The following is a 23875-nucleotide window of genomic DNA, read 5'->3' on the forward strand; positions in this document are numbered from 1 at the left end:
GCAGGAGGCCCCGGCGCCCAGCGCTGTCCCGACACACGCCCCGTTAGCGTCGCAGGCGTCCGAAATGGTGCAGCTGTTGCCGTCGTCGCACGATGAGCTGGGCGGTCGTTGATTCCCCAGACACTGCCCGGCGGCGTTACAGGCGTCTTGCTGTGTGCAGGAATTGCCGTCGTTGCAAGTCGTACCCGCCGCGACAGTGGAATGGTTGCAGCTTCCCATCCCGTTGTTGAACGCGTTGAAGCAGCTGTCGGTCGTGCAAGGATTGCCGTCGCTGCAGTCTCGCGGCTCGTGCCGGCAGAAGCCGGTGCCGGTGTCGCAGGAATCGATCGTGCAGAAATTGAAATCGTCACAGGAAGGGCAGTCGATGGCGGCGGCGGGCATGACGCAGAGCAGAAGAAGGAACAGCACGGACGAACAGCAGATAAAGGATCGAGCATGCGGCTGATTTCCCATTGGGGACCCCCCCATTTGCGAGACGCCGCAGGCCCGAGGGCCAGCGGACTCGCCCCCTTATGTCTGGATCGATGAGTATTGACCACAGACTACGCCCGTCTGGCGGGGGCCGTCAATTCAAGTGGGAAGGATGGAGGTCAGGGGAACCGAAGGGTAAAGAAAGCCCCGCTCGGCCCATCACCAGGCCGAGCGGGGTCCTTTGTGCGATGAATCAGATCCGGGATGGGACCGTGTCGGGAAGCTTCCAGAAGGCGCGAGCGCAGGATGCGCGGAGCTTAATCTCCGAACCTCCAGAACGCGCCGACCGAGAGCATGGCGACGTCGTCGGTGTCCTCGATGTTGAAGACCTCGTACTCCCCTCGGACGCCGAAATGCTTCCCGAAGATGAAGTCGAGGCCAAAGCCCCAGACCGTATCGTTCCCCGAATCGCTGTCCGACCCGATCCCTTCGATGTCGGTGTCGGTGTCCCAGAACACCAGGCCCAGCTTTCCGAACACATCGAAATGGTCGCCGATGGGGATCTTGCCCACGATGAAGGCGTCCCAGCCGGTAGCATCGATCGTGACGTCCGTGCCGCCCACCGAGTCGTCGGGCGAGCCGAAGTCGAGGTAGCTTCCCTCCACTCCCAGGAACCTCTTGAAGTCATACCCGGCGAAGACCTTGAAGCTGGTGGCGCTCGCGTCGAAATCGCCGGCCGAATCGTCCACTTTCACGCTGGTATCACCGACGCTGGCTCCGACGTAGAAAGAGCCTGCCAGCGTGGCGCCGAAAGACATCGTCAGGACGAAAAGCAGGATTCCGAGCTTCCGCATGCCGATCTCTCCTATGGGCGTGTAGTCAACACAGCAGAAACGGCGGGACTCGAGTCCCGCCAGGGGGTTAGGGGGATGGACCGCCTCCCGCCGACCCGGATTTGGGCGGGTCAGAGAGGGTCGGGCCGGCGGCACCGTAGCCCAAGCTGTCCGGGGCTGTCAAGGCGGAGCCGGCCGCCCGGCGCGGCCGGATCGGGCGGGAGCGGGTTGGTAAAGACTCGGGACACCGACGGGTCGACCGGGACGCGCCCTCAGGATCAAGGCGACGCAGGAATGGCGTTGTCCCGATGGAATCCAAGGCTTCCCGTTCCGAAGGTCCCCACGCCGCATGTGTTGCTGGCACGGACCAGATACCAGAACCCGGCGCCAGGAAGCGGCGTGGGGCGGTTCTCCGCGTACACGGCGGAGGACGAGGATTGCACGCAGGAGCAGGAGGGGAAGCTCATTCCGGGAGTCAGGCTCCCGGAAACGACTTCATAGCTCGTTCCCGGGCCGGCGTCGGCGCCCTGCTCGCTCCAGGTGATTTGCGTCGGCACTCCGGGCTCGGCCGTGACTCCCTGCACTTCCGCAGGGACCGACCATGCCGAGGCATCCAGATCGGAACAATCGGCCGCGTTGACCACGAAGCCGGAAGGCGGCGACGCATCGCAGGAGCTTCCGGAGTTCGCCACATCCCCGAAGTGATCTCCGTCGGTGTCCCGGTAGTAGAGCTGCAGGAGATTGCATGTGTGGCAATAACGCGCACCGCCATCGATGACGGCACCGCCGAACGGAACTCCTCCGAAGATGACCATTTCCTCGCCCGTCCATACGGCCTTGGAGCCGGCGCGCGGGAGATGCACGGGAGAGACGTTGCTGATGGTGCTCCAGGAATCGGTGGAGGGATTGTAACGTCCGAAATCGAGAGCATCGTGGCCGGAATCGTCGCGTCCCCCAATCACGATCATTTCATGATCCGTCCAGACGGCGGAGTGACCGGAACGGGGCGCAATCGAAGCGGACGCGGTCGGAGACCATGAGTCGGCGGCCGGATCGTAGCGGCCACCCGAGCCGAGGTTTGCAGTCCCGCCGTAGCCTCCCCAGACGATCATGCGATCGCCTGTCCAGACAGCGGTTGCCACCGAGCGAGGGCTGGGGGCGCCGGAGGGGCTGATGGATTGCCACGTGTCGGAGGAAGGGTCGTATTTGCCGCCCGAATCGAAGTAGCTCGGGTAATTCTCGCCTCCCCAGACGATCATCTCCGAGCCGGTCCAGACGGCGGCGTGTTTCGTTCTGGCCGAGGGGGCATTCACCTCGCTGACCGGCGCCCATGCGTCGGCGACGGGGTCGTATCGAGCCCCGCTGGCGATGGGTGTGCCCGTGGCATAGGAAACACCTCCCCAGACAATCATTTCCGTTCCGCTCCAGATTGCGCTGTGCTCCGACCGGCCGGCTGGGACATTCTCGCCGGCGCTCGTCGGAGTCCAGGAATCGGATGCGGGGTTGTACCTTCCGCCCGACTGCGACGGAAAGGTATTCCCCCCCCAGACGATCATTTCGGTTCCTGACCAAACGGCCGAGTGATGAACTCGAGGCGTCGGCGCTCCCTCGTCCTGGAGGGGAGTCCAGGACATCGTGGCCGGCTCGAGCCGGGCTCCGGTATCGAGAGATCCGTTGAGATTGTCGGTGCCACCCCAGACGATCAGCTCCGTGCCGGTCCAAACCGTCGTGTGCGCGAGTCGCGGTCCGGGAGTAAGCTGCGAGCTGGTGGCGATCCAGGTGTCGGTCGAGGGATTGTATCGGCTCCCGGTGAAGAGGAAGGGGAACATGGCAGCTCCACCTCCCCAGACGATCATCTCGGTCCCCGTCCACACGGCCGTGTGAAGGCTGCGGGGCACGAGGCCGCCCGAGCCGACCGCCGTCCAGGAATCGGATGCCGGATTATAGCGGCCGCCGGAGGCGAAGAGCCCGCCGCTTGCCGTGGCTCCTCCCCACACGATCATTTCCGAGCCGGTCCAAAGGGCCGAGTGACCCTGGCGGGCGGCAGGCGTGTTGGGCCCCGGCGTCATCGGGATCCAGGAGTTAGAGAGCGGATCGTACCGGGCGCCGCTGTTCAGGACGGTGGAGTTCTGGATGCCGCCCCAGACAATCATCTCGGAGCCTGACCAGACGGCGCGATGGAAGCTCCGGCCGGCGGGGACGCCGGCTCCCAGCGAGGTGGGAGTCCAACTGTCGGAAGCCGGATTGTAGCGGCCGCCGGTGTTGAGAGCGGCCCCCATCGTGTTTGTTCCTCCCCACACGATCATCTCGGAGCCCGTCCATACACCGGAGTGGCCACCGCGCGCCGCGGGAACTCCGGAGGTGACGCTCGTGGCAGCCCAGGTGCGACTTGAAGGATTGAAGCGCCAGCCGGAGCTCACCACGTTTCCCGCGGGCCCGATGCCGCCCCAGGCAATCATCTCGGTACCTGTCCAGACGGTGGCCGCCGAAAACAAGCTCGACGGCACGGACGGCGTGACTCCAAGGTCGAGATCCCAGGAGTCGGTTGCGGGATCGTAGATGCCTCCACCGGTGGGAGACGGACCCACGTTGGCGCGCCCTCCCCAGATGATCATGCGAGTTCCGGTCCAGACGGCGCTGTGCTGTTCGCGTGCCGAGGGGACATGCGCCGGGTTGCGGTCGTCGAACGTCGGAGTCCAAAGGTCCAGCACGGGATCGTAGCGGCCGCCGCTGCTGGTCTGGCCGTTCCCGACCACTCGCCCGCCCCAGACGACCATCTCGGTTCCGGTCCAGACGGCACTGTGGTAATAGCGGGGATCGGGGCGCGAAGCCCCGACCGAGCGCCAGCTGTCGTCAGAGCAGGATCCCGAGTCGACGGTCAGCGGCACGAAAGTCGAATCGGTGAGAGCCACCTGAACGGAAACGGAGGAGCGGGCCTCCTTCCACCACCGATCGAAGGGCGTTTTCTCCCACACGAGGGAGGCGATACGGATGGAGTCCTGATCCTGCTCGAGCACCGTCGTGATGCTGAAGGACCGGTCGTCTTCCCGAAGCGGGCCGACGCTTCCGGCCAGGGAGTCGCCGGCTCGGGGGCCGGAGCGCGCCTCAGGATCGACCCGGTGCGCGATCTCCGTCAGGAGGCTCCCATAGTCGCCGGGGCTGAGCTCGTGCGTCCCGGGTGACGAAGCCATGCGCTCTGGAGCTCGCCTCCAGGTCTCCTCGCGGTAGCGCCCCCCCGCCTCCTTCCAGAGGTCCGGAGAGCGGAATCGGGCGAGGTCGCGCTGAATGCTTTCGCGCAAATCGCCCTGAAAGCGCTCGTCTCCCGCGAAGGCCGAGCGCAGCAGCCGATCCGCGGCGGCAGGACGCGCGAGACATTCGGCAATGAGGAACGCATCGTCGTGCAAGGCGGCGAACATCTCGCGGAGGATCTCGGGCTGGCGGGTGTGCTTCGCCATCCGGTTCATCTCGGCCTGCAGCTGGACTCCGGTGATCGAACGATTCCAGAACTTTTCGAGCGCATTCGATTTCTTGAGGGAGTCGGTGACCTTCTCGCGGAGTGCGGCTTCCGACAGCACCGCCGAGAGCGGCGGCTTGGGCCCGGGGTTTTCCTTGGGCCAGATACGGTGCTTCCAGAGCACCTCTTCGATGGCGCGCTGGGCGTCGAGGCGCTCCTGGAACGTGATCCGGCGAGGCTCATTCGGGGAATTCGGGCTACCCGTTTGGGTTGCCAGCGCGGACGTTCCATCCAGCGCAAGCATGGTCATGCCGAAAGTAGCAAGAAGCGCGAGCAGCCAACGCAGCAGAAAGGGGAGGAGAGGTACGCGCCAGGTTTCCATCTTACGCTCCTTGAGGACCACATCGGAGGTCCCGGCGGGACAGCTTGCATTGGTCTTCGCGAATCTACGATGTGCTCACAGTACGCCTGGGTGTCGATTCAGGTCAAGGGCCGCCCGGGTGCTGGTCCCACCACTCCTCCACGGAGATCGGGGAGCACCGCCGACTGAGATCGTGGCGCTCCGGCGGAGCGGCGAAAGCGGTCGTGCCTTCCAGCGAGAGCATCATGATCCCGAAGGCCGCGAGCAGAGAAAAGAGCCAGCGAAGCAGGGAGGGAAGGAGGGAGAGTCGCCAGGTTTCCATCCACATACTCCTTGACGCGAGGCCGGTCCCGGCGGGGACATTCCATGTGAGGGCTCACAAGAGATGCCTCACGATACGCCTGAGGCAGAACCCGGTCAAAGGATGGGCTTGCATGGATTTCAGCGGGTGCCAAAGCCGAGAGGCGGGAACAATCATTCCGGCGCCCGCCCCTGGAATTTCGGGAAGGGCGCCGGAATGATGGAAGCGATCAGCGCAGGTCGAACAGTAGAACTTCGGAGTCTTCAGTCGCTTTGACGTCGATGGACGGCTCGTCGCTGACGGCGGCGCCGTCGCCTTCCTTCAAAGCGACGCCGTTCACGGTCACACCGCCGCGGGCCACCTGCAGCCAGGCATGCCGATTGGGAGCCAGGGAGTAAACAGCTCCCTTCCCTTCCTCGAAAGATCCCATCAGGAGCGTCACGTTCTGGTGAATCTTGAGCGAGCCCTCACGCCCGTCGGGCGAGGCGACCGGCTGAAAGCGGCCGCGCCGCTCGTTCTCGGGGAAGGCCTTCTGCTCGTAGCGCGGCGTGATCCCCTGGCGCTCCGGGAGGATCCAGATCTGCATCAGGTGCGCGGTCTCGTTGCGCGAGGCGTTGAACTCGCTGTGGGCAATCCCGGTCCCGGCGCTCATGACCTGGACCTCTCCGGGGGAAAGGGTCGAGCCGCTCCCGAGGCTGTCGCGATGCGCCAGACGGCCGTCCAGCATCGTGGTGATGATCTCCATGTCCCGGTGCGGGTGCGTCCCGAAACCCATCGCCGGATCGACCCAGTCCTCGTTGATCACCCGCAGGTCGCGGAAGTGCACGTGACGCCCGTCGTGATAATCGCCGAAGGAAAAGGTATGGCGGCTGTCGAGCCAGCCCAGCCGGGTCCGGCCGCGCTCCTCGGAAGGACGAATCGTGATCATGGGGAATCTCTCCTTTCTGGCCGGTTGAGATGCCGGAAGGCCCGAAAGGATTCCGCTCAGCCGCCGGAGGGCGCAGGGGAAGACGACGGATCGGCCGGCGGTGAGCCGGGCGCCGACGATTCGCCGGGTGAAGGAGCTACCGCCGGGACTTCGGGTTGCGGAAGATGCGGCGCGGAAGATGGAGCACTGCGGAAGTTCTGCAGCGTCTGGGCCAGCCTCAGGTCTTCCGGGGCGACCGCAATCGCCTCCTCGATCTCCCGAATTGCCGCGTCGCGCTGGCCGGCGTCGAACAAGGCCGAGGCATAGAGAAGGTAGGCCAGCGAGCCGTCGGGATTGACCTTCTTGGCCGCGTCGACGTCGGCTTTGGCCTCTTCAAACCGGCCCAGCCGGAAGCGGGCCGCACCGCGGGCCGCCAGCCCCTGATAGAGGTAGCGCGGATCGTTCAGCTCTACGGACTGGCTCAGAAAGCGCTCCGCCTCGGCGAAGTTCAGCAAGGTGAAATGGACCAGCCCGGCGCGCGCCCATTCCTCCGCTGTCATCAGTCCGGCCGCTTCGGCCTCGGCGAGGGCGGTCGAGGCGCCCTCGCCGTCGTGCACCGCCGCGCGCGTCTCGGCGAAGAGGATCGCCTGTTGCACGCTCTGCAGCCTCTGCACCTGCGCGCGCAGGGCATCCGCCAGTCCTTTCATCTCGGCGGCCGCCTCCGTTTCTCCCCGGGCGCTCAGCGCCGCCGTCACATATTCGAGGACCGGCAGCCCCTGGCGCGCGTAGGCGGAGCGCCCGATCTCCATCAGCGCCGTCTTCGGGCTGGTGTCCGGATAGAACAGGGCCAGGGTGTCGGCCTCCGAGGTTTGCACGAACTGGCGCTGCGGCTCGATGCCGCGCAGCAGCTCGAGCGGAGCGCGGTACTGGATCAGCGAATTGTCGTCGGTGTTCAGCAGCGCGCCGGCGGGTGGTGGCTTGATGACCGAGGTATAGAGCAGGGCCACGTCGGAGAGCGAGGTGATCCCGACCCGCGCCAGGTCCTGAACGACGGAGGGCTGATCGTGGAACGCCGCCTTGCCCTCGGGCACCAGGGCCAGCGGCCGGTCGGAGGCCACCATGAACATGTCGGGGCCCGTCAGCGTCGCGAACAGATGCGCGTAAGGGAAGGATGCCGACACGGTGTTCAGGATCACCAGAAGGGAGTCGTCGGACAGCTCGTAGCTCTGGACCCACTGGACGAAAATGCCGCCCGGCCGCAGCCGCTTCTGCACGAGGTGATAGAAATCGGCGGTGAACAGGTTGTTCACGCCCGCGAGCCAGGGATTGCTCGGCTCCGAGATGATGATGTCGTAGCTCTGAGAGCGATAGGCGAGCGCCGTGCGCGCGTCATCGACGATCACCTGATGGCGCGGGTCGGCGAGGGGATTGCTGTTGACGTCCTCGAAGAAGCGGGAGGCCTTGATGACCTGTTCCTCGAGCTCGATGGTGTCGAGCCGCCGCACCGGGTGCGACAGCACGGCGTGCGCGGTCACGCCGGAGCCGTAGCCCACCACCGCGACGTCTTTCGCCTCGCCGGCGAAAAAGAAGGGCAACTGTCCCAGCAGGATCTGAGTCAGCATGTCGGTGGGCGCGGTGCTGGCGTCGGTCTTGCCGTCGACCCGCAGCCAGCGATCGAACCACTCCTTGACGACCGTGACGGTGCAGGTCTTCCCCTCCTTGTGGAACATGATCCGCACGTCGGGCGCCTGACTGTACTTGAGGATCTCCTCCACGGTGACGTAGGGCCCCATCTTGCGGATGTTGCGCAGCAGCTGCGTGACGCCGGTGGTCATCCGGTAGATGTCCCAGGACGGGGTGAACAGCGGGATGAGCAGGGACAGGACCGCGGCGGCCAGCCCCGCCGCCGGCCGGAAGAACGTCCCGGGAGCCAGAACCAGACCGGCCACCCCGAGCGACAGGCTGCCGAGGCAGGCCAGCGCCAGCGTCTTCTGGCTTCCGAGCGTCTCCACCAGCAGAAAGCCGGCCGCCAGCGATCCCAAGAGCGAGCCGGCCGTGTTCCAGGCGTAGACGCGGCCGACGTCGGCGCCGCTCTCGTGTTGCACCGAGTGCAGCAGGCGCGATGCGAAGGGGAACAGCGCGCCGAGGATGATCCCCGGCGGCAGGACGATCGCGCCGAAGGCGAGGAACTGGCGCAGCAGGAAGGCTTCGGGATCGCTGGGGTTGCGCGCCGCCACCGCCAGCATCAAGTCGGGGAAAATCTTGAGGCCCCACAGGGAAAGGAAGGCCGTGCCACCCAGGAGTATCTGGCCCATCACGAAGCCACGCCCCGGATGGATCAGGCGGCCGATGCGGGTCGACAGAAGGACGCTCCCCAGACCGATTCCCGCCAGGATGGCGGATAGGATCAGCGTGAAGGAGTAGACCGAGCTGCCGGCCACCGGGGCCAGCACGCGAGTCCAGGTGATCTCGTACACCAGTGCCAGGAACCCGGAGGCGGCATAAAGCGGCAGGATGAGCGGCATACCGGCCGGGGCGGCACCGGGACTTGCTTCCTTTCCAGAGGCGGCAGGCCGGCGTTCCTGTTTGAGGATCGAGTCGGAGAGCAGCCAGACCATCGTGCCGATGCCGAAGCTGGTGGCCCCTCCGGCGAGCGTCGTCTTCAGCAGCCCCAGGCCGGGGAGGAACAGGAACCCTCCGGCCAGCGTCCCGATGAACGCGCCCAGGGTATTCAGGCCGTACAGCCAGCCGCCCGTCGATCCGGCGTCCTCTTCCTTCCGGCCGGCGGACAGCGCGGCGGTGACGACCGGAAGGGTCGCGCCCATTCCGAGGCTGGGCGGCAACAGCAGGACGAAAACCATCAGGAACCGGACGAACAGGAAAACGCTCGAGGGGAGCGCATAAGCGGGGCCGAGCAGGACTGCGAGGAGCTTGAAGATGAGCGGCGTGAGGGCGCCGTAGAGGCCGATCCCCATCTCCAGGTAGCCGTAGGTCCGCGGCAGGTCGCGCAGGGAGCCGACCTTCCTCGCGGCCAGCAGGCTCCCCAGGAACAGTCCCGTCATCATCGATGCCACGACGGTGGCGACCGCCTGGTGAGAGTTCCCCAGGACGAGCGAGAGTCCGCGCGACCAGGCGACCTCCATCACCAGCGAGGAGGCGCCCGAAAAGAAGAGGCAGGCGGCCAGGAGGCGGCGGGCGGCCGGCGTCACATTCGCTCCGTACAGTGCAGATGCGTCATGGCGGCGTCGGACAGGGACTCGGGTTCGGTCTGGGATGCGACGCGTCGCCGTCGAGCGCTCCTTCGCCGCACCCTTCCCCGGAGACGAGGTAATAGAAAGCCTGGCCGGTTGGAGGCAACGAAAGGTCGGCCGTCACTGCCGCGCCGTTTCCCTGCAGGTCGCCGCTCTCCAGGCAGACGTGGTCGAAGACGCTGTCCGGCAGTCTCGTCCCCATCGGCCCCGCGATCGTGCCGCGATAGGTGTTCGACAGCCGCGCACCGGCCGCCGGCGTCCAGGTGAAGGTCGACGCATCGGTGAAGCTCATGGCCGACGCGAGTCCGGGGGACCCGTTGCCTGCGTCCTGCGGCGAGCAGTCGGCCACATCCTGGATGCCGTCGAGGTCGCCGTCCACCGCCCGCTGCGGCGCGAAGCGGATTCCCTGCTGGTTGAGGGCGCCGGAGAGGGACAGGATGGTGCCGGCGCCGGTGGTCTTGTTGATCTGCACGAGTGCCGCATCGGCCCCGGTGCCGCGCAGGGCCACGCCATAGAGCGTTCCATCAGGGGCGAAGTCCATCCCCGACAGCTGGTAGCTCCCGACCGTCCCGACGAGAGAGACTGAGAAAGGGGCGAGACCAACCAGATAGAGGTTGCCGGAGCCGGTGCTCCCCGGCCGTCCCGCCACGTACAGCGCCCCCGCGGCATCGAACGCCATGGCGCGCGCGTCGGTCAGTCCCAGACTTCCCACGACCAACAGGGTCGCGCCCGTGTTCGGGTCGAGGGTCACCAGGCGGCTGGCTCGCGTGCTGTCGACGGCGATGGCATACAGCACCCCCGTGGTCGGGTGGAAATCGATGGCGGTGGCCGACAGCCAGCCGGTATCGCCGACGATCGTCGCCCGGCCGGGCAATCCTCCCGCCGCCATTTTTATCAGGTACCCGTCATAGCCGATCGAGAGGTTGGGATTGTACCCCGTTGAGCCGAACAGGTTCCCGGCGGCATCGAAGGCCAGGTCCCCGAGCTCGTGGAAGCCGGGGTCGCCGAGGGTCAGGCGGTTGCCCGTAACCAGGCTCTGCAGGACGAGTCGGGAGCGCTCCTCCACCACCCAGAAAGCGTTCGACAGCTCCACCAGGCAGGACGACGAGCAGCCGTCGCCGGAAGCCAGGTTCCCGTCGTCGCAGTTTTCCTGATTGTTCGGCTGGATGATGCCGTCGCCGCAGATCTCCGGGGCGCAGACCTGCGAGCAGCCGTCGCCGCTCTTGAGGTTGCCGTCGTCGCATCCCTCTCCGGCGTCCAGGGTGCCGTTGCCGCAGGGAGTCGCGGCGCATGCAGGGGAGCAGGAATCGCCGTCGATGGTGTTGCCGTCGTCGCACTCCTCGAAGGCCTCGAGCGTCCCGTTGCCGCAGGTGGCAGTCGGCACGTGCGACGCGAAAACGTCGATGTCGCTGTTGCGCGCGTCGGCCCAGGCCGGGTAGAAGCCGGTCCCTTCGCTGGCGCAGCCGATGTAATCCCCGAAATTGGGCGTCAGGGTAAAAGGCGCGAACCAGCTGGAAGGACGGGTCGTGAGCCTGAAGTTCGAGGAGAACGAGGCGCCGCCGTCGGTGGAGCGCGCGGCATACAGGTCGACGGTGTGCATGCCGCGCCAGTTGCGGTAGTCGTACCATACCGCTTCGACGGTCCCCTCCGCGTTCACCGAAAGCCACGGCATGACATGGTCGTTTCCCGGCGGGTCGTCGTTGAGTCGCACCGGCGCCGCCCAGGTCGCCCCCTGATTGCCCGAGGAGGCGACGAAGATGTCGCGCGTCTCACCGCCGCCGGGAGAGCGCTCCGCCCAGATGGCGTAGACGCGGCCGCGCCGCGGTCCGCCCGACAGGTCCACCGCGAGGGTGCCGATTTCCAGCGTGTCCTCCCGGTTGAAACCCACCATCGCCGGGAAGAACGACGGGATCATGGTGCGGACCACGACCTTGGGATCGAAGGAGGCGGCGAAGTTGAAGGAGCGCCGCAGCTCCAGCGCCGTGTTGGCCGCCGTGATGTCGTCGATGCCGCGCTCCCACATCACATAGACCTCGCTGTCGGGCCCGGTGGCCAGGTAGGAGATTCCGATCGACTCCACCGTGGAGCTCTCGAGGACCAGCGGCGCGCTCCAGCTCAGCCCGCCGTCGATCGACTTGAGAATCTCGATGCGCAGCTCGGTGGTGGAGCCGATGTTGCCGTTCACGAAGCGCGTGTAGGTCATGTACAGGGTGTTGGTCAGCCGGTCGCAGGTGAGCCATTCCTTGTCGAGGAAGTCGGCGGTGGAAGCTGCCGCGGGGAGCGGGTTGGACCAGGTGATGTTGGCGCCCGACACGGTACCCACGTTGACGGCCAGGGCCGAATCGGTGGAATTGGGGAAATAGATGCTGGAGAAGTAGAACTTGCCGTCCCCGCAGGCGGTGACCGAAGGGTCGCCCAGCAGCGTCTTGCCGGCGCCCCCGGTCGGCAGCCCGCCGGTGTCGGTGAAGGACAGCCCGCCGTTGGTGGAGAAGGCGACTCCGGTCCGCTTGGTGGGATTGTTCGGGTCGAACTGGTTGTAGCCGACGACCACGTTGTTGCCAAAGACCGCAATCGAGGTCTCGCTCTGGGTACCGGGGATGCCCGAACTCACCTGCAGCTCGGGGGCAAAGCCGCGTCCCTGGCCCGGCCCTCCCTTGTTGGGTCCTTTACCGCGTGACGGCGCCTCGGACAGGAGGAAGGTCGCGCGGGCCCTCGCCCGGAGACGATCCAGTCTTTCCAGACCCTTCTCTTGGGGGGAACGGCCCGCGACGGCCGCCGACTCGAGGCAAAGAACTGCTATGAGCGCCGCGGCGGCGGCCGCGGCGCGTCGAATGGACCCGGAGCTCAACATCCCCTCTTTGGCCGCGGATTTCCGCAGGCCGGGCAAAAAAACTCGCGCTGCATCGGAAGATTTTGGAAGAATACGCGGAGCGCCCGCGCCCGTCAACAATCTCCTGCTGCGTCAGCGCTTTACCCGGCGGGCCCGGAAGAAATGCTGCAGCAGCTCGGCGGCGGGGAGCGCCTCGCAGCCGCCGACGATTGGGAAGGAGTGGTTGACTCCGCGCCGTACTCCGGGCAGCGTCAGGACCGACGTCGCGCCGACTTTCGGATCGGCTGCCCCGAAGACGCAGCGGGCGATGCGCGCCTGGATCATGGCTCCCAGACACATCAGGCAGGGCTCCAGCGTCACGTAGAGCGTCAGCTCCGTAAGACGATGATTTCCCAGATGTTTCGCACCCCGGCGCAGGGCGAGGATTTCGGCGTGGGCGGTAGGATCATTGAGGTGCAGGGTGGCATTGGCGGCGCGCGCGAAGACCTTTTCTTCGGAGGCCAGCACGGCGCCGATCGGCACCTCGCCGCGCGCCCCGGCGTCGCGCGCCATCCTCAGCGCTTCCCGCATCCGGAGGGTGTCCAGGGCGTTTCCGCTCATGGGATCTCCTTGACAGGCTTCGAAATCATCGTATATGTCTTGCGTTCCCCGGTCCAGGCCGGGGAGCGTTCGTCCTTTAGGAGGGGAGGATGGACGCGCGCGTTCTCCCTCCGCAACCTCGGCGAAGCACGATGACCCTCCATCCGGGCCTCCGGGTCTTCCTGTTCGGCTGCATCGTCACCATCATGTTCTGCGGCTCCGCCGGGGCCAACTGGGTCGCCACCGGGACCTTCCGCTACCAGGACCGGGAATTCGACCAGGAGGGGTATACCGGGGCGCTGCCGGTGCTTCCCGTCCGCTTCGCGAAGGTCGAGATCCGCGACATGAACACCAACGGGGGCCAGCAGCTGCTGGCGACCGGCGCCACCGATCTGGGTGGGAATTTCTCCATCAACGTGATCGACGCCAGCACCAAGACCCGCAGCATCATCGCCCGGGTCATCAGCGACTCTTCCCCCGTCGCGGGACTCTACCTCATCGTCACCAACGTGAACGGGACGGCGACTCCCTACGCCGTGTCGAGCGCCGCCATCAATCACAGCAATCCGAACCTCAATCTGAACCTGGGCGTCACCCTCGCGGTGATGGGCGCCGGCGGCGAAGTGTTCAACCTCTATGACGTCGCCTACAACAGCCTCGATTACCTGAGGTACCTCAACGGCGCCTATCCGGGCGCGTCCCTGCCGCTGTCGGTGCGTTGGGAGACTTTCAGCGGCAACACCGTGACGCAGTATCTCCCCGGCGGCGAGATCAAGGTGGGCGATCCGGCCGCCTACAGCGACACGGTCGTCGCCCACGAATCGGGCCATTACGCCCGCGAGGTCTACTCCGCGACCGACAGCCCCGGCGGCACCCATCGTCTCAGCAACTGCAACCAGGATCTGCGTCTCGCCTGGGAGGAAGGGTGGGCCACTTATTTCGGGCAGGCGGTGCGCAGGCACTTCATCCTGCCGAACCCCCATCTCTACGTGAAGATGACGGCGGCGCCCGGGGCGGGCAACCTCGATTTCTATTTCGACGTCGAGACGGAAGTCCCGTTCAGCTGCGACGGCGCGGCGAGCGAGGTGACCGTGTACGCGGCGCTTTGGGACGTGATCGATTCGGCCACCACGCCGGACGAATCCCCCGGGACGGACGAGGCCTGGGACTTCATGGGTTCTCCCGAGACGATGGTCTGGAACGTGATGAAGAACTACGTCCGGACTTCCACCAACCGGACGCTGGAGGATTTCTGGGACGGCTGGTTCCAGCTGGGGCAGGGAAACCTCCCCTTCATGCAGGAGGTCTTCGAGCACCACATCGTGGATTATGTCGAGACTGCCACCGAGCCGAACGAGACGGCGCCCGCCGCCGTGGCGATCCCGACCAACGGGTTCCCGATGAGCGAGACCTACTTCAGGAACCAGGGGAACGGCTCCGGGACGGCCGACGTCGATTACTTCAAGTTCGATGCGATGGTCGGCACCACCTATGCCATCGAGACGCGCAACCTGGTCAGCGACGCCAACACCTCGCTGGTGGTCTATGCTCCCGACGGCGTCTCACAGCTGGCGGCCAACGACGACGTCACTCCCGGAATCAAGTCCTCGCTCATCAACTTCATCGCGCCGTCGACCGCCACTTATTACGTCAAGTCCTTCCATGGCCCGGGCTGGGGCATTTACGGCTCCTACGAGATCTCGGTGACCGCCAACGTCAGCACCGCCGGCGGCGGCAAAGCCCCTCCTCCTTCGCCCGGACCGCGCATCCTGCACGTCCCCACCGACGTCGAGGCGGCCCGCTAGCTTCCGGTCCCCGCGGCGTCCTTGTCGCGGCGCGCTTCTCACACTAAATTGACGGGCGTGCAAGCTGGCCGGGGTTGGGCTACAGTTCCGGCAGATTCGGGAGGACGGCTCCGCCATGGAAAAGAAGAAATTCCTGTTCGTCTCGCTGTCGGGATTGATCGGCGATATCGCGTGGCAGGTGTTCAAGGAAGGACACGAGGTGCGCTACTTCATCGCATCGAAGAGCGACCGGGACATCTGCGACGGCTTCGTCCCGAAATCCGACGACTGGGAGAAGGATTGCAACTGGGCCGACGTGATCATCTTCGACGACACGCTGGGCCAGGGGGCGAAGGCCGAGGCGCTGCGCAAGAAGGGGAAGGCGGTCGTCGGGGGCACGCCCTACACCGACCGGCTGGAGGACGACCGCTCCTTCGGCCAGGAGGAGCTCAAGCGCCACGGCGTGGCGATCATCCCGTACGCCGATTTCGACTCCTTCGATGCCGGCATCCAGTACGTGCAGGACAATCCGGGGCGCTACGTCCTCAAGCCGAGCGGCGAGGCGCAGAACATCAAGCGCAACCTGTTCGTCGGCGAGGAGGAGGACGGCAGCGACGTCGTCCGGATGCTGGAGGCCTACAAGAAGGCCCTGGCCGACGAGATCAAGGTTTTCCAGCTGCAGAAGCGGATCGCCGGCGTGGAGGTGGCGGTCGGGGCCTTCTTCAACGGGCACCGCTACATCACCCCGATCAACATCAACTTCGAGCACAAGAAGCTGTTCCCCGGGAACATCGGCCCCTCCACCGGGGAGATGGGGACCTCGATGTTCTGGGCGGAGCCGGGCCGGCTGTTCGAGCAGACGCTGGCGAAGCTGGAGAGCAAGCTGGCTGAAGAGGGGTACGTCGGCTACATCGACCTGAACTGCATCGTCAACGCCAACGGCATCTACCCTCTGGAGTTCACCTCGCGCTTCGGCTACCCGACCATCTTCATCCAGCAGGAAGGGATGATCACGCCGATCGGCCAGTTCCTCCTCGACCTGGCCGCCGGGCGCGATCCGAAGCTGCGGGTGAAGAGCGGCTTCCAGGTCGGCGTGCGGATCGTCGTGTCGCCCTACCCCTTCGACGACGAGACGACCTTCAAGGCGATGTCGAAGAACGCCGTGGTCGCCTTCAAGCGCGGCGTGCCGGAGGAGGTGCACATCGAGGACGTGAAGCTGGTGAACGGGCAGTGGCTGGTGGCAGGGACGGCGGGCGTGGTGCTGGTGGTGGTCGGATTGGGGACGACCATGCGGCAGGCCCAGGCGCAGGCCTACGCCCGCATCAAGAACATCGCCATCCCCAACATGTACTACCGCACCGACATCGGCGACCGCTGGACCGAGGACAGCGACAAGCTGCACAGCTGGGGCTATTTGAAATAACGGATTCCCGCCAAAGACGCATTGAGGCGTCGTTGGATAAGCCGCGAGACTATTTGGGGGTGAACTGCCCCAGGTCGTAGATGCCCAGCGTCTTCTCGATCGTCGCGACGCGATCGACCATCCTCTCGAATCCCTCCGCGCCGAACAGCTGGTGCTCCTTCTTCTCGAAATCCTCGCCCAGCGCGGCGAATTCGTGCGGCGAAACGATGCTGCGAAGCGCCGGGAACAGCACGGTGTCCTCGCGGGCTTCGTGCGGTCCGTACATTCGCACGAACTGGCGCATCAGCTCCTTCAGCCGTCCTGCCGACGAGGCATCCTTCAGGCCCGCCGCGGTCGCGAGCTGCGTGATTTCCTCGGTGACGCGTCGCCCCGCCTGATGTTGCGCCCGGAGCACCGCCGTCAGGTCGGTCAGCTTCCCGGCTTTCTCGAAGCGCGGGAAGAGATGCTCCTCCTCCAGTTTCTCGTGATAGTCCTCGATGAAGGTCCGGATGATCGTCGCCCCGTCGCGGACGGAGTCGGGGGGGAGGTCCCGCCGGCCCTCGATGCGGCGCACCGCCTCCTCGTAGACGAGCATCACGCGCTTCAGCACGCCATGCTCGCGCATGAGATCTTCAGGCGGGGCGACGCCCTCTTCTTCTTCCTTTTCTTGGTCGGCAGGCTTCGTCGTCCGGGCTGGACTGCCCGGCGGCTTGTTCCCGGCCATGGCCAGGAAGCCGAGTCCTGCGAGTCCACCGGCGTGCAGGAAGGTGCGTCGACTCGCAGTGGCACCCGACGTAGGCTCACGGTTCACGTTGCCACCTCCTTGGCGAACCTGAAGGATGATGTTCGCGTGACCGAGATACTACGCCCGTTGCGACCGATTGCCGATGATGCGATCCGGAGGGGGACTGCAGATCAGGGGTGCTTCCCAGGAGAGGACTGGACGATGTCGGGCGGGGCCGGAGCGGTCGGGCGCGGCGCCCAGCCATCCTGGGCCGCCCAGGGGAATTCATCGCCGCTGCCGCCGAACTGGTAAGCTGAATCGAGGATCCCGTCGCCGGCGGCGTCGGGAGATTTCCAGTTGTCCCAGAAGTTCCCGCCGATGGGAGCCTGCTTGCTGAAGGCGTCGGCGGTGCTGCGACGTCCGGTGACCATGGCTTGTGTCCGGTTGCCGAGGAAGTTGTTGTTGTAGACCTCGTTCCCCCCGCCGTCATAGGGCTCCCCGTCGGGATAGGAGAGCCAGATGCCGCGCGAGTTCCCCGACACGGTGTTGTTGGTGAAGCGGTTGCCGCTGGACTGCATTACCAGGATGCCGGCCCCATTCTCCACTCCCGCCGCGTTGCTGGTGATGCGATTGTCCAGCACGACGTTCTCATTGGAGAAGAAATAGACCGCGAGGCCCATGTGGGTGTTGCCGACGATCTCGTTTCCGGTGAGGGTGTTGTAATCGGAATTGCCCCCCATCGTGATGCCGCCGGAATTCAGGCGCGTCACGTTTCCCTTCAGGACGTTTCGCGAGGCGTCGTTGTTCAGGAGAATGCCGCTGTTGCGGTTCGATTCCACGGTGTTCTTCTCGATCAGGTTGCCGGTCGACTGATTCACCACGATGCCGTCGCCGGTGCCGCTGACCTGGTTTTCGGCGACGCGGCTGTCATTGGAATCGCTCAGCTCGATGCCGGCGCGCGACGAGTCGCGCAGCGTGCTGCCCTTCACCGTGCAGTGGGAGCACTCGACCAGACCGATGCCGGTCTGGAACCCCCGGATGGTCAGATTGGCGACGGTGATGTCGCGGCGCTGCGCGGCGAGGACCGCGAAGAGCTGCTGGAGCTCGCCGAGTGAGCCGCCGGTCAGCGTGCGTCCCCTGCCGTCGAGGGTAATCCCGTCCCCGTCGATCTGAATCGCCTCACCGGTCAGATCCTGCGTCAGAGAGCAGGTCTTGGACCTCCCGTTCCAAAGGCCGATCGAAGCGCAGTCGCCGCCGTTCGGGGCGGTAATGCACTTGGTGGCTTCCTTCACGCAGGTTTGTGCCGAGGGCAGTGAGGGGGTGGCGATCACGAGCAGCATGCCGAGCGCGAAACGGGGGGTGCATTGCATCGACGGAGAGCCTCCTTCGGCTCTGCGCCCATCCGGTTGGAAGCGGCGTTGGCGCCGGTCCGAGCCGGCGGTCGTCGCTTCATTCCCGATTGCCGATGAGTGCGATTCCTGGAAGGTACGCTGAAGTTCAAGAGGGTCAAGGAGAATCGTCGATCGTAAGTCGCAGAGACCGCAATCGTCGCGCCCTGTGTCGCGGAAGTGCACACGCGGCGGCCGGATTTGTCTCGCAGCTCGATTGGGAAAGCGCTGGTCGGCAGATGCCTCGCCGATCCTGCCGCCGTGCACCGCGTTGGGGACCGCGATTCTCCGGCGAGCTGAGCCAGAATCGGGTCCAACCTCGGTGGCTTCCAGCGGCCGTTGACGCGCGGCCGCTCCTCAGCCGGCGCGTCCAAGGGTGCCCCTGCTCACTCGATCGGCAGCCGGAATTTGATATCGTTCCGGACATCAGATTCGAGCCGGAGGCCTTCGCCCCTGCGTCCCCCGCGCAGCGAAAGGAAGGAAAATGCCGGAGCTGCCTGAAGTCGAGACGATCCGCCGCGGCCTCGTGCCGCTCCTGGTCGGCAGGAGGATTCTCTCCGTCACGGTGCGCGAGCGGCGTCTGCGCGAGCCGATTGCCGTGCGCGGCCTGGCGAAGCTGCGCGGCGCCACGATCACCGGCATCCGGCGCCGCAGCAAGTACCTTCTCCTGGATACCGATGCCCAGCTGACCTTGCTCGTCCATCTCGGCATGACGGGGCAGCTCTGGGTCTCCGACGCGCAACGGCCGAAGCAGACGCACGAGCACGTGGTGATCGCGCTCGACGACCGGCGGCAGCTGCGTTATGCGGACGCGCGCCGCTTCGGCCTGCTGCGCCTGCTGCAGAGCGACCTCCTGCACCGCGATCCGCGTCTGCAGGGTCTGGGGCCGGAGCCTCTGGACGCTGCGCTGACCGCCGAGGTGCTCACCAAGGCCACCCGCAACCGGAAGAAGCCGGTCAAGAACTTTCTGATGGATACTCGCTCGATCGCGGGCGTGGGAAACATCTATGCCTGCGAGGCGCTGTACCGCTGCAAGGTGAGCCCGAGACGGCCGGTGGGGAAGATCAGCCGGGACCTATGGGAGGAAATCCTGGCGAGCCTCCGGGAAGTCCTGAACGAGGCGATCACGGCCGGCGGGACGACGCTGCGCGATTTTCTCAACGCCGACGGCGAAGCCGGCTATTTCGCCATCTCCCTGCGGGTCTACGACCGGGAGGGGAAGCCCTGCCTTCGCTGCGGCACGAAGATCCGCCGCATCGTCCAGGCGGGCCGCAGCACTTTCTTCTGTCCCCGCTGCCAGCGCCGTTAACCGGCGCCGGCAGCGGCGGAACACTGTTTCCACTAACTCCTATTTGCTGCCGCCAAAGATGCTGATTCCGACCCGCAGGCCGTGGCTGTCCTCGTCGTCGAAGCCATCGGCTCCTTGCAGGCTGCGAAAGAAGAGGTCGAACCGTACGGCGGCGGAGTCTCCCACGAACACCTTGGCGCCGACGCTTGCGGTCCAGGCATTGTCGACGACATCTCCCAGGTCGCCGCTGACGATGCCGTAGGAGGCCTCGACGAACCCGGTCACCTTGTCGTTGGCCGGCATCCAGTTGAAGGTGTAGACCGGTCCCAGGATGGTCGCATCGGAGCTGGGGCCGGAATCGGGATCCACTTTGAGGTAGGACAGAATGGCGCCGACCTCGTGGTAGCCTTTACCGAATATCCATTGCCACTGCCCATCGGCCTGCATGGTCGTCCCGACATCTTCCGTGTCGACCCATGAAGCTGAGAAGCTCGTTTCCTGTTGCTTCTCCTCGAGGGTGGAAGCGGACAAAGGGGATGCAGCGAACCCGAAGAGAACCAGGACTGTGGTGATGCCGGCCAGCCACGTTCGCATTCGAGCCTCCTTTGAAGGGGGTTTGCGGCTCTTCTTGCCTGAAGCCCGTTCACAATAGCGCGCCTTTGCCGCGTTGCCCACACTCGACGTCATTTCTCCGTGAAGCCGCCGACGCCCCAACGGCGAAACTCGATCTCCGGCCCCATGATGCGATAGAGCAATTCCCGACGGCGTCTGCTATTGTTCCGAGAATGTCTCTCTCAGCCGGTGCCCGTCTGGGTCCTTACGAGATTGTCGGCCCTCTCGGGGCCGGGGGGATGGGCGAGGTCTACCGCGCCCGGGACACGCGCCTCGGGCGTGAAGTCGCCGTCAAGGTCCTTCCCCAGAGCCTGACCGATTCGGCGGAGGTTCGCGCCCGCTTCGAGCGCGAGGCCCGCACCATCTCCAGCCTCAATCACCCGCATATCTGCACGCTGCACGACGTCGGCCGCGAAGGGGACGTCGACTACCTGGTCATGGAGCTGGTGGAAGGGGAAACCCTCGCCGACCGGCTGGAGCGCGGTCCTCTCCCCATGCCGGAAGTCCTGCGCCTGGGGAGGCAGATTTCCGACGCCCTGGACCGGGCGCATCGCGCCGGCGTGGTGCATCGCGATCTCAAGCCGGGCAACGTCATGCTCACACGCTCGGGCGCGAAGCTGATGGACTTCGGTCTGGCGCGGACGGCAAATGCGGCAGGTGGCGGCGACCGTGCGACGATGACCGCCTTCACCCGCTCTCCGACGGTGGCGCAGCCGCTCACCGCGCAAGGCTCCATCCTCGGGACCTTCCAATACATGTCACCCGAGCAGATGGAAGGGAAGGAAGCCGACGCGCGCAGCGATCTGTGGGCCCTGGGATGCCTGCTGTACGAGTCGGCCACCGGCCGCAAGGCGTTCGCGGGCAAGAGCCAGGCTTCGCTCATCGCCTCGATCATGGGCGCCGAGCCGGCGCCGCTTTCGAGCGTCGCGCCGATGGCCCCTCCCGCTTTGGAGCGCCTGGTGCGCGCCTGCCTGGCCAAGGATCCCGAGGAGCGCATCCAGACGGCGCATGACGTCAAGCTGCAGCTGGAATGGATCGGCGACGCTGGATCGCAGGCGGGTGTCCCCGCACCGGTCGCGGCGCGGCGGCGGGGCCGCGAGCGCCTCGCCTGGGGGCTGGCCGCGGCGGGCCTCGCCGCGACCGCGGTGCTGCTCGCACTGCGCTGGACCTCGACGGTGTCGGAAGAACCGTTCCAGGGTTCGATCCTGCCGCCCGCTGAAGTGCAGCTCTCGCCTTACAACTCCGTGGCCCAGATTTCCCCCGATGGCCGGACGCTCGTCTACGTCACCGAGGGGGACACGACCCCCAGGGTCTGGCTGCGGCCGCTCGCGTCCGAGCAGCCACGAGCGCTGGAAGAAGGGGATCCCTCCTTCGCAGGTCAAGGCAAGTTCGTCAACGGGGCGCTGTTCTGGTCACCCGACGGTCGCTACTTCGGCTACGCCACCATCGGGGGGAAGCTGCGAAAGATCGCCGTGGAAGGAGGTCAGCCGACCACGATCTGCAATCTGAAGTGGGCCCGCGGCGCCGACTGGGGAAGCCAGGATCGCATCGTCTTCGCGCCGGCACCCGAGAGCCCGCTGTTCGTCGTCCCCGCGGCAGGGGGAGAGCCGGTCCAGGTGACCACGCTCGATGCCGTCCGGCACCAGACTTCCCATCGCTTCCCTTCGTTCCTGCCGGATGGCGAGCACTTTGTCTTCGTCGCGCTGCCGGGCGGTCCCGAAGGCCTGGACATCTTCGCAGGCTCGCTGAAGACGAAGGAGGTCAAAAAGATCCTCACCGCGGACTCGGCGGCCGTCTACGCGCCGCCGGGCTACCTCCTGTATGCGCGCGAGGGGAAGATCGTCGCGCAGCCCTTCGACGCAGGCAGGCTCGAGACCACCGGCGAAGCAGTGCCGATTGCCGACCTGCCGCCCCGCACCGACCTCGACGCGGAGCCGGTGGTCTCCGCCTCCGACGACGGCAAGCTCGTTTTCCTGCGCGGCGAGGTCCGGAACACGCATCTGGAGTGGATCGATCGCGGCGGGGCTCCCCGGGGAACCGTGCCGCTGCCGACCGGTCCGTGGAACATGTTCGCGCTGTCGCCCGACCAGCGGACGGCGGCCCTCATGAACGGGACCGACCTCTGGCTGGTGGACCTGGCACGTGCCATCCCGACCCACATCGCTCCGACCTTCTCGAAGGAGGCGCAAGTGGCCTGGTTTCCCGACAGCCGCCGCTTCGCTTTTTCTTCCAGCAAGAGCGGCCGCGCCGAAATCTACATTGGCAGCACGAACGGCGGCGAGCCGGAAATGGTCGCCACGACCGCGGCGCAGTTCAAGATGCCATGGGACGTTTCGCCGGACGGAAAGTTCCTGCTCTTCGGCCAGCTGGGAGAGACGACCTCCTGGGACATATGGTCCGTGCCGCTGGAAAAGGACGGGAAGTCGCAGCAGTACGTGGCGGGGCCGGGGCAAGAGCTGCAAGCGGCCTTCTCTCCGGATGGAAAATGGGTGGCCTACCAGAGCACCGAGTCGGGACAGCCGGAGGTCTACGTCCAGGCGTTTCCGGTTTCGGGGAACAAGGTGCGTATCTCGGTGGACGGCGGCGACGGTCCCGGCTGGAGGCGCGACGGCAAGGAGCTGCTCTACTCCCACCGGGACACAATCGTCTCGGTGCCAATCACCTACAGCGGCTCCGAGATCGCGCCGGGCGCGCCGCATCCGCTCCTGACGGTCCCGGAAGGAACGACCGGCGGCGACGGAACCACCGACGGCGAGCGGTTCCTGGTCACGGTGGGGCCGGAGGCCCGGCGGGACATCCGCATCATCCTGAACTGGACCTCACTCCTGAAGCACTGACCCTTTCGCGCGGCTTGCCTTACCCCCCTGCATCGAGGAGGTCTCATGCGAATCCCGCTCTTCAAGATGGAGCGGATGCAGTCCACCTACGAGAACTACGTCGAGTTCAACTTGTCGGAAAGCGGCGTGCACCCGATGCGGGTGGAGGAGCTGCTGGAAGGATCGGATGAGACGGAGAGGATCCTCGGCACCGAGCTGGGGTACGGCCATTGCAATGGCAGCGAGCAGCTTCGCGATCGGATCGCGCTCTTCTATCCCGGCGCAACGCGTGAGAATGTCGTCGTCACCAACGGCGGCGCGGAGGCCAACTTCGCCACCTTCTGGACGCTCCTGGAAAAGGGCGACCGCGCCGCCATCGAGATTCCGAACTACTTCCAGACACCGGGGCTGACGAGCATCTTTCAGGGACGAGCCGACTTCTTTCGCCTGCGCCGGCGGAAGGAGGGTGAGGGAACCCGCTGGGCCCTCGATACGGACTCCTTGCGAGGTGCCGTCACCAGAAAGACCCGCATCATATTAATAACCAACCCCAACAACCCCACGGGGGCCATCCTGACCGAAGCGGAGATGGACGCCGTCGTCCAGGTCGCGCGCCGGAGAGGCGCCTGGATCGTGGCCGACGAGATCTACCGCGGCGCCGAAGTGTCGGGAGTGACCACCCCGACCTTTTACGGCCGATACTCGCGCGTGCTGATTACCTCCGGGCTTTCGAAGGCTTTCGGATTACCGGGTTTGCGCATCGGCTGGGTCATCGGTCCGCCGAAGATGATCGAAGCTATCTGGTCCCATCGCGACTACACGACGATCGCGCCTTCGATCCTCAGTGATCGCCTTGCCTGCCTCGCCATGGAGCCTGCACGCCGCGAGAAGATCTTTGTCCGTACCCGCACCGTCATCCGTAACAACCTGCCTC

16 protein-coding genes are annotated in these 23875 nt (G+C 65.9%); 5 read left to right on the forward strand and 11 right to left on the reverse strand.

Annotated elements, in window-relative coordinates:
- The 8 genes from VFW45_01070 to tadA all read right to left on the reverse strand — a co-directional run.
- A partial coding sequence (locus VFW45_01070) for a hypothetical protein (protein HEU5179356.1) occupies positions 1–408 on the reverse strand: 408 nt, incomplete at its 3' end.
- 320 nt (positions 409–728) lie between these two features.
- The gene (locus VFW45_01075; GenBank protein ID HEU5179357.1) at positions 729–1265 is read right to left on the reverse strand and encodes a porin family protein; all 537 of its coding nucleotides are present in this window, start codon (positions 1263–1265) and stop codon (positions 729–731) included.
- Between the two features lie 257 nt (positions 1266–1522).
- Positions 1523–5080: a kelch repeat-containing protein gene (locus VFW45_01080; GenBank protein HEU5179358.1), complete on the reverse strand. Its 3558-nt coding sequence runs from the start codon at positions 5078–5080 to the stop codon at positions 1523–1525.
- 103 nt (positions 5081–5183) lie between these two features.
- Entirely contained in the window at positions 5184–5381 is a 198-nt protein-coding gene (locus VFW45_01085) for a hypothetical protein (GenBank protein HEU5179359.1), read from the reverse strand.
- 208 nt (positions 5382–5589) lie between these two features.
- The gene (locus tag VFW45_01090) at positions 5590–6288 is read right to left on the reverse strand and encodes a pirin family protein (GenBank protein HEU5179360.1); all 699 of its coding nucleotides are present in this window, start codon (positions 6286–6288) and stop codon (positions 5590–5592) included.
- A gap of 56 nt (positions 6289–6344) precedes the next feature.
- Positions 6345–9476 carry a fused MFS/spermidine synthase gene (locus VFW45_01095; GenBank protein HEU5179361.1) on the reverse strand — a complete coding sequence of 1044 codons (3132 nt, stop codon included), beginning with the start codon at positions 9474–9476 and terminating at the stop codon, positions 6345–6347.
- A gap of 25 nt (positions 9477–9501) precedes the next feature.
- Positions 9502–12129, reverse strand: a complete 2628-nt coding sequence (locus tag VFW45_01100; protein ID HEU5179362.1) for a DUF4215 domain-containing protein — start codon at positions 12127–12129, stop codon at positions 9502–9504.
- Between the two features lie 351 nt (positions 12130–12480).
- Entirely contained in the window at positions 12481–12948 is a 468-nt protein-coding gene (gene tadA, locus VFW45_01105; protein HEU5179363.1) for a tRNA adenosine(34) deaminase TadA, read from the reverse strand.
- 131 nt (positions 12949–13079) lie between these two features.
- Between tadA and VFW45_01110 the strand changes: the two genes are divergently transcribed.
- Entirely contained in the window at positions 13080–14732 is a 1653-nt protein-coding gene (locus VFW45_01110) for a PPC domain-containing protein (GenBank protein HEU5179364.1), read from the forward strand.
- 115 nt (positions 14733–14847) lie between these two features.
- A complete protein-coding gene (locus tag VFW45_01115; GenBank protein HEU5179365.1) occupies positions 14848–16134 on the forward strand; it encodes a phosphoribosylglycinamide synthetase C domain-containing protein in 1287 nt (428 codons plus the stop codon).
- 49 nt (positions 16135–16183) lie between these two features.
- Here VFW45_01115 and VFW45_01120 read toward each other — a convergent pair whose 3' ends face one another.
- Positions 16184–16924: a hemerythrin domain-containing protein gene (locus VFW45_01120; protein ID HEU5179366.1), complete on the reverse strand. Its 741-nt coding sequence runs from the start codon at positions 16922–16924 to the stop codon at positions 16184–16186.
- A 104-nt stretch (positions 16925–17028) separates the two neighbouring features.
- Positions 17029–18207: a NosD domain-containing protein gene (locus VFW45_01125; GenBank protein HEU5179367.1), complete on the reverse strand. Its 1179-nt coding sequence runs from the start codon at positions 18205–18207 to the stop codon at positions 17029–17031.
- 502 nt (positions 18208–18709) lie between these two features.
- On the opposite strand from VFW45_01125, the gene mutM reads away from it, so the two are divergent.
- Complete coding sequence (gene mutM / locus VFW45_01130; protein ID HEU5179368.1) at positions 18710–19534, forward strand: bifunctional DNA-formamidopyrimidine glycosylase/DNA-(apurinic or apyrimidinic site) lyase; 825 nt, start codon at positions 18710–18712, stop codon at positions 19532–19534.
- Between the two features lie 39 nt (positions 19535–19573).
- Here the strand turns inward: mutM and VFW45_01135 are convergent, their stop codons facing one another.
- Positions 19574–20107: a hypothetical protein gene (locus VFW45_01135; GenBank protein HEU5179369.1), complete on the reverse strand. Its 534-nt coding sequence runs from the start codon at positions 20105–20107 to the stop codon at positions 19574–19576.
- A gap of 191 nt (positions 20108–20298) precedes the next feature.
- Here VFW45_01135 and VFW45_01140 point away from each other — a divergent pair, with 191 nt between their 5' ends.
- Positions 20299–22962, forward strand: coding sequence for a protein kinase (locus VFW45_01140; protein ID HEU5179370.1), 2664 nt, complete (start codon positions 20299–20301; stop codon positions 22960–22962).
- A 45-nt stretch (positions 22963–23007) separates the two neighbouring features.
- Positions 23008–23875, forward strand: an 868-nt coding sequence (locus VFW45_01145; GenBank protein ID HEU5179371.1) for an aminotransferase class I/II-fold pyridoxal phosphate-dependent enzyme, incomplete at its 3' end; no start/stop codon positions are given.

The sequence above is a fragment of the Candidatus Polarisedimenticolia bacterium genome (assembly GCA_035764505.1).
Classification (GTDB): Bacteria; Acidobacteriota; Polarisedimenticolia; order Gp22-AA2; family AA152; genus AA152.

What these genes read in the sequence shown, in the direction of transcription:
- VFW45_01075 (HEU5179357.1), bottom strand. Translation starts at nt 1,265, where the DNA reads ATGCGGAAGCTCGGAATCCTGCTTTTCGTCCTGACGATGTCTTTCGGC.
- VFW45_01080 (HEU5179358.1), bottom strand. Translation starts at nt 5,080, where the DNA reads ATGGAAACCTGGCGCGTACCTCTCCTCCCCTTTCTGCTGCGTTGGCTG.
- VFW45_01085 (HEU5179359.1), bottom strand. Translation starts at nt 5,381, where the DNA reads ATGGAAACCTGGCGACTCTCCCTCCTTCCCTCCCTGCTTCGCTGGCTC.
- VFW45_01090 (HEU5179360.1), bottom strand. Translation starts at nt 6,288, where the DNA reads ATGATCACGATTCGTCCTTCCGAGGAGCGCGGCCGGACCCGGCTGGGC.
- tadA (HEU5179363.1), bottom strand. Translation starts at nt 12,948, where the DNA reads ATGAGCGGAAACGCCCTGGACACCCTCCGGATGCGGGAAGCGCTGAGG.
- VFW45_01110 (HEU5179364.1), top strand. Translation starts at nt 13,080, where the DNA reads ATGACCCTCCATCCGGGCCTCCGGGTCTTCCTGTTCGGCTGCATCGTC.
- VFW45_01115 (HEU5179365.1), top strand. Translation starts at nt 14,848, where the DNA reads ATGGAAAAGAAGAAATTCCTGTTCGTCTCGCTGTCGGGATTGATCGGC.
- VFW45_01125 (HEU5179367.1), bottom strand. Translation starts at nt 18,207, where the DNA reads ATGCAATGCACCCCCCGTTTCGCGCTCGGCATGCTGCTCGTGATCGCC.
- mutM (HEU5179368.1), top strand. Translation starts at nt 18,710, where the DNA reads ATGCCGGAGCTGCCTGAAGTCGAGACGATCCGCCGCGGCCTCGTGCCG.
- VFW45_01135 (HEU5179369.1), bottom strand. Translation starts at nt 20,107, where the DNA reads ATGCGAACGTGGCTGGCCGGCATCACCACAGTCCTGGTTCTCTTCGGG.
- VFW45_01140 (HEU5179370.1), top strand. Translation starts at nt 20,299, where the DNA reads ATGTCTCTCTCAGCCGGTGCCCGTCTGGGTCCTTACGAGATTGTCGGC.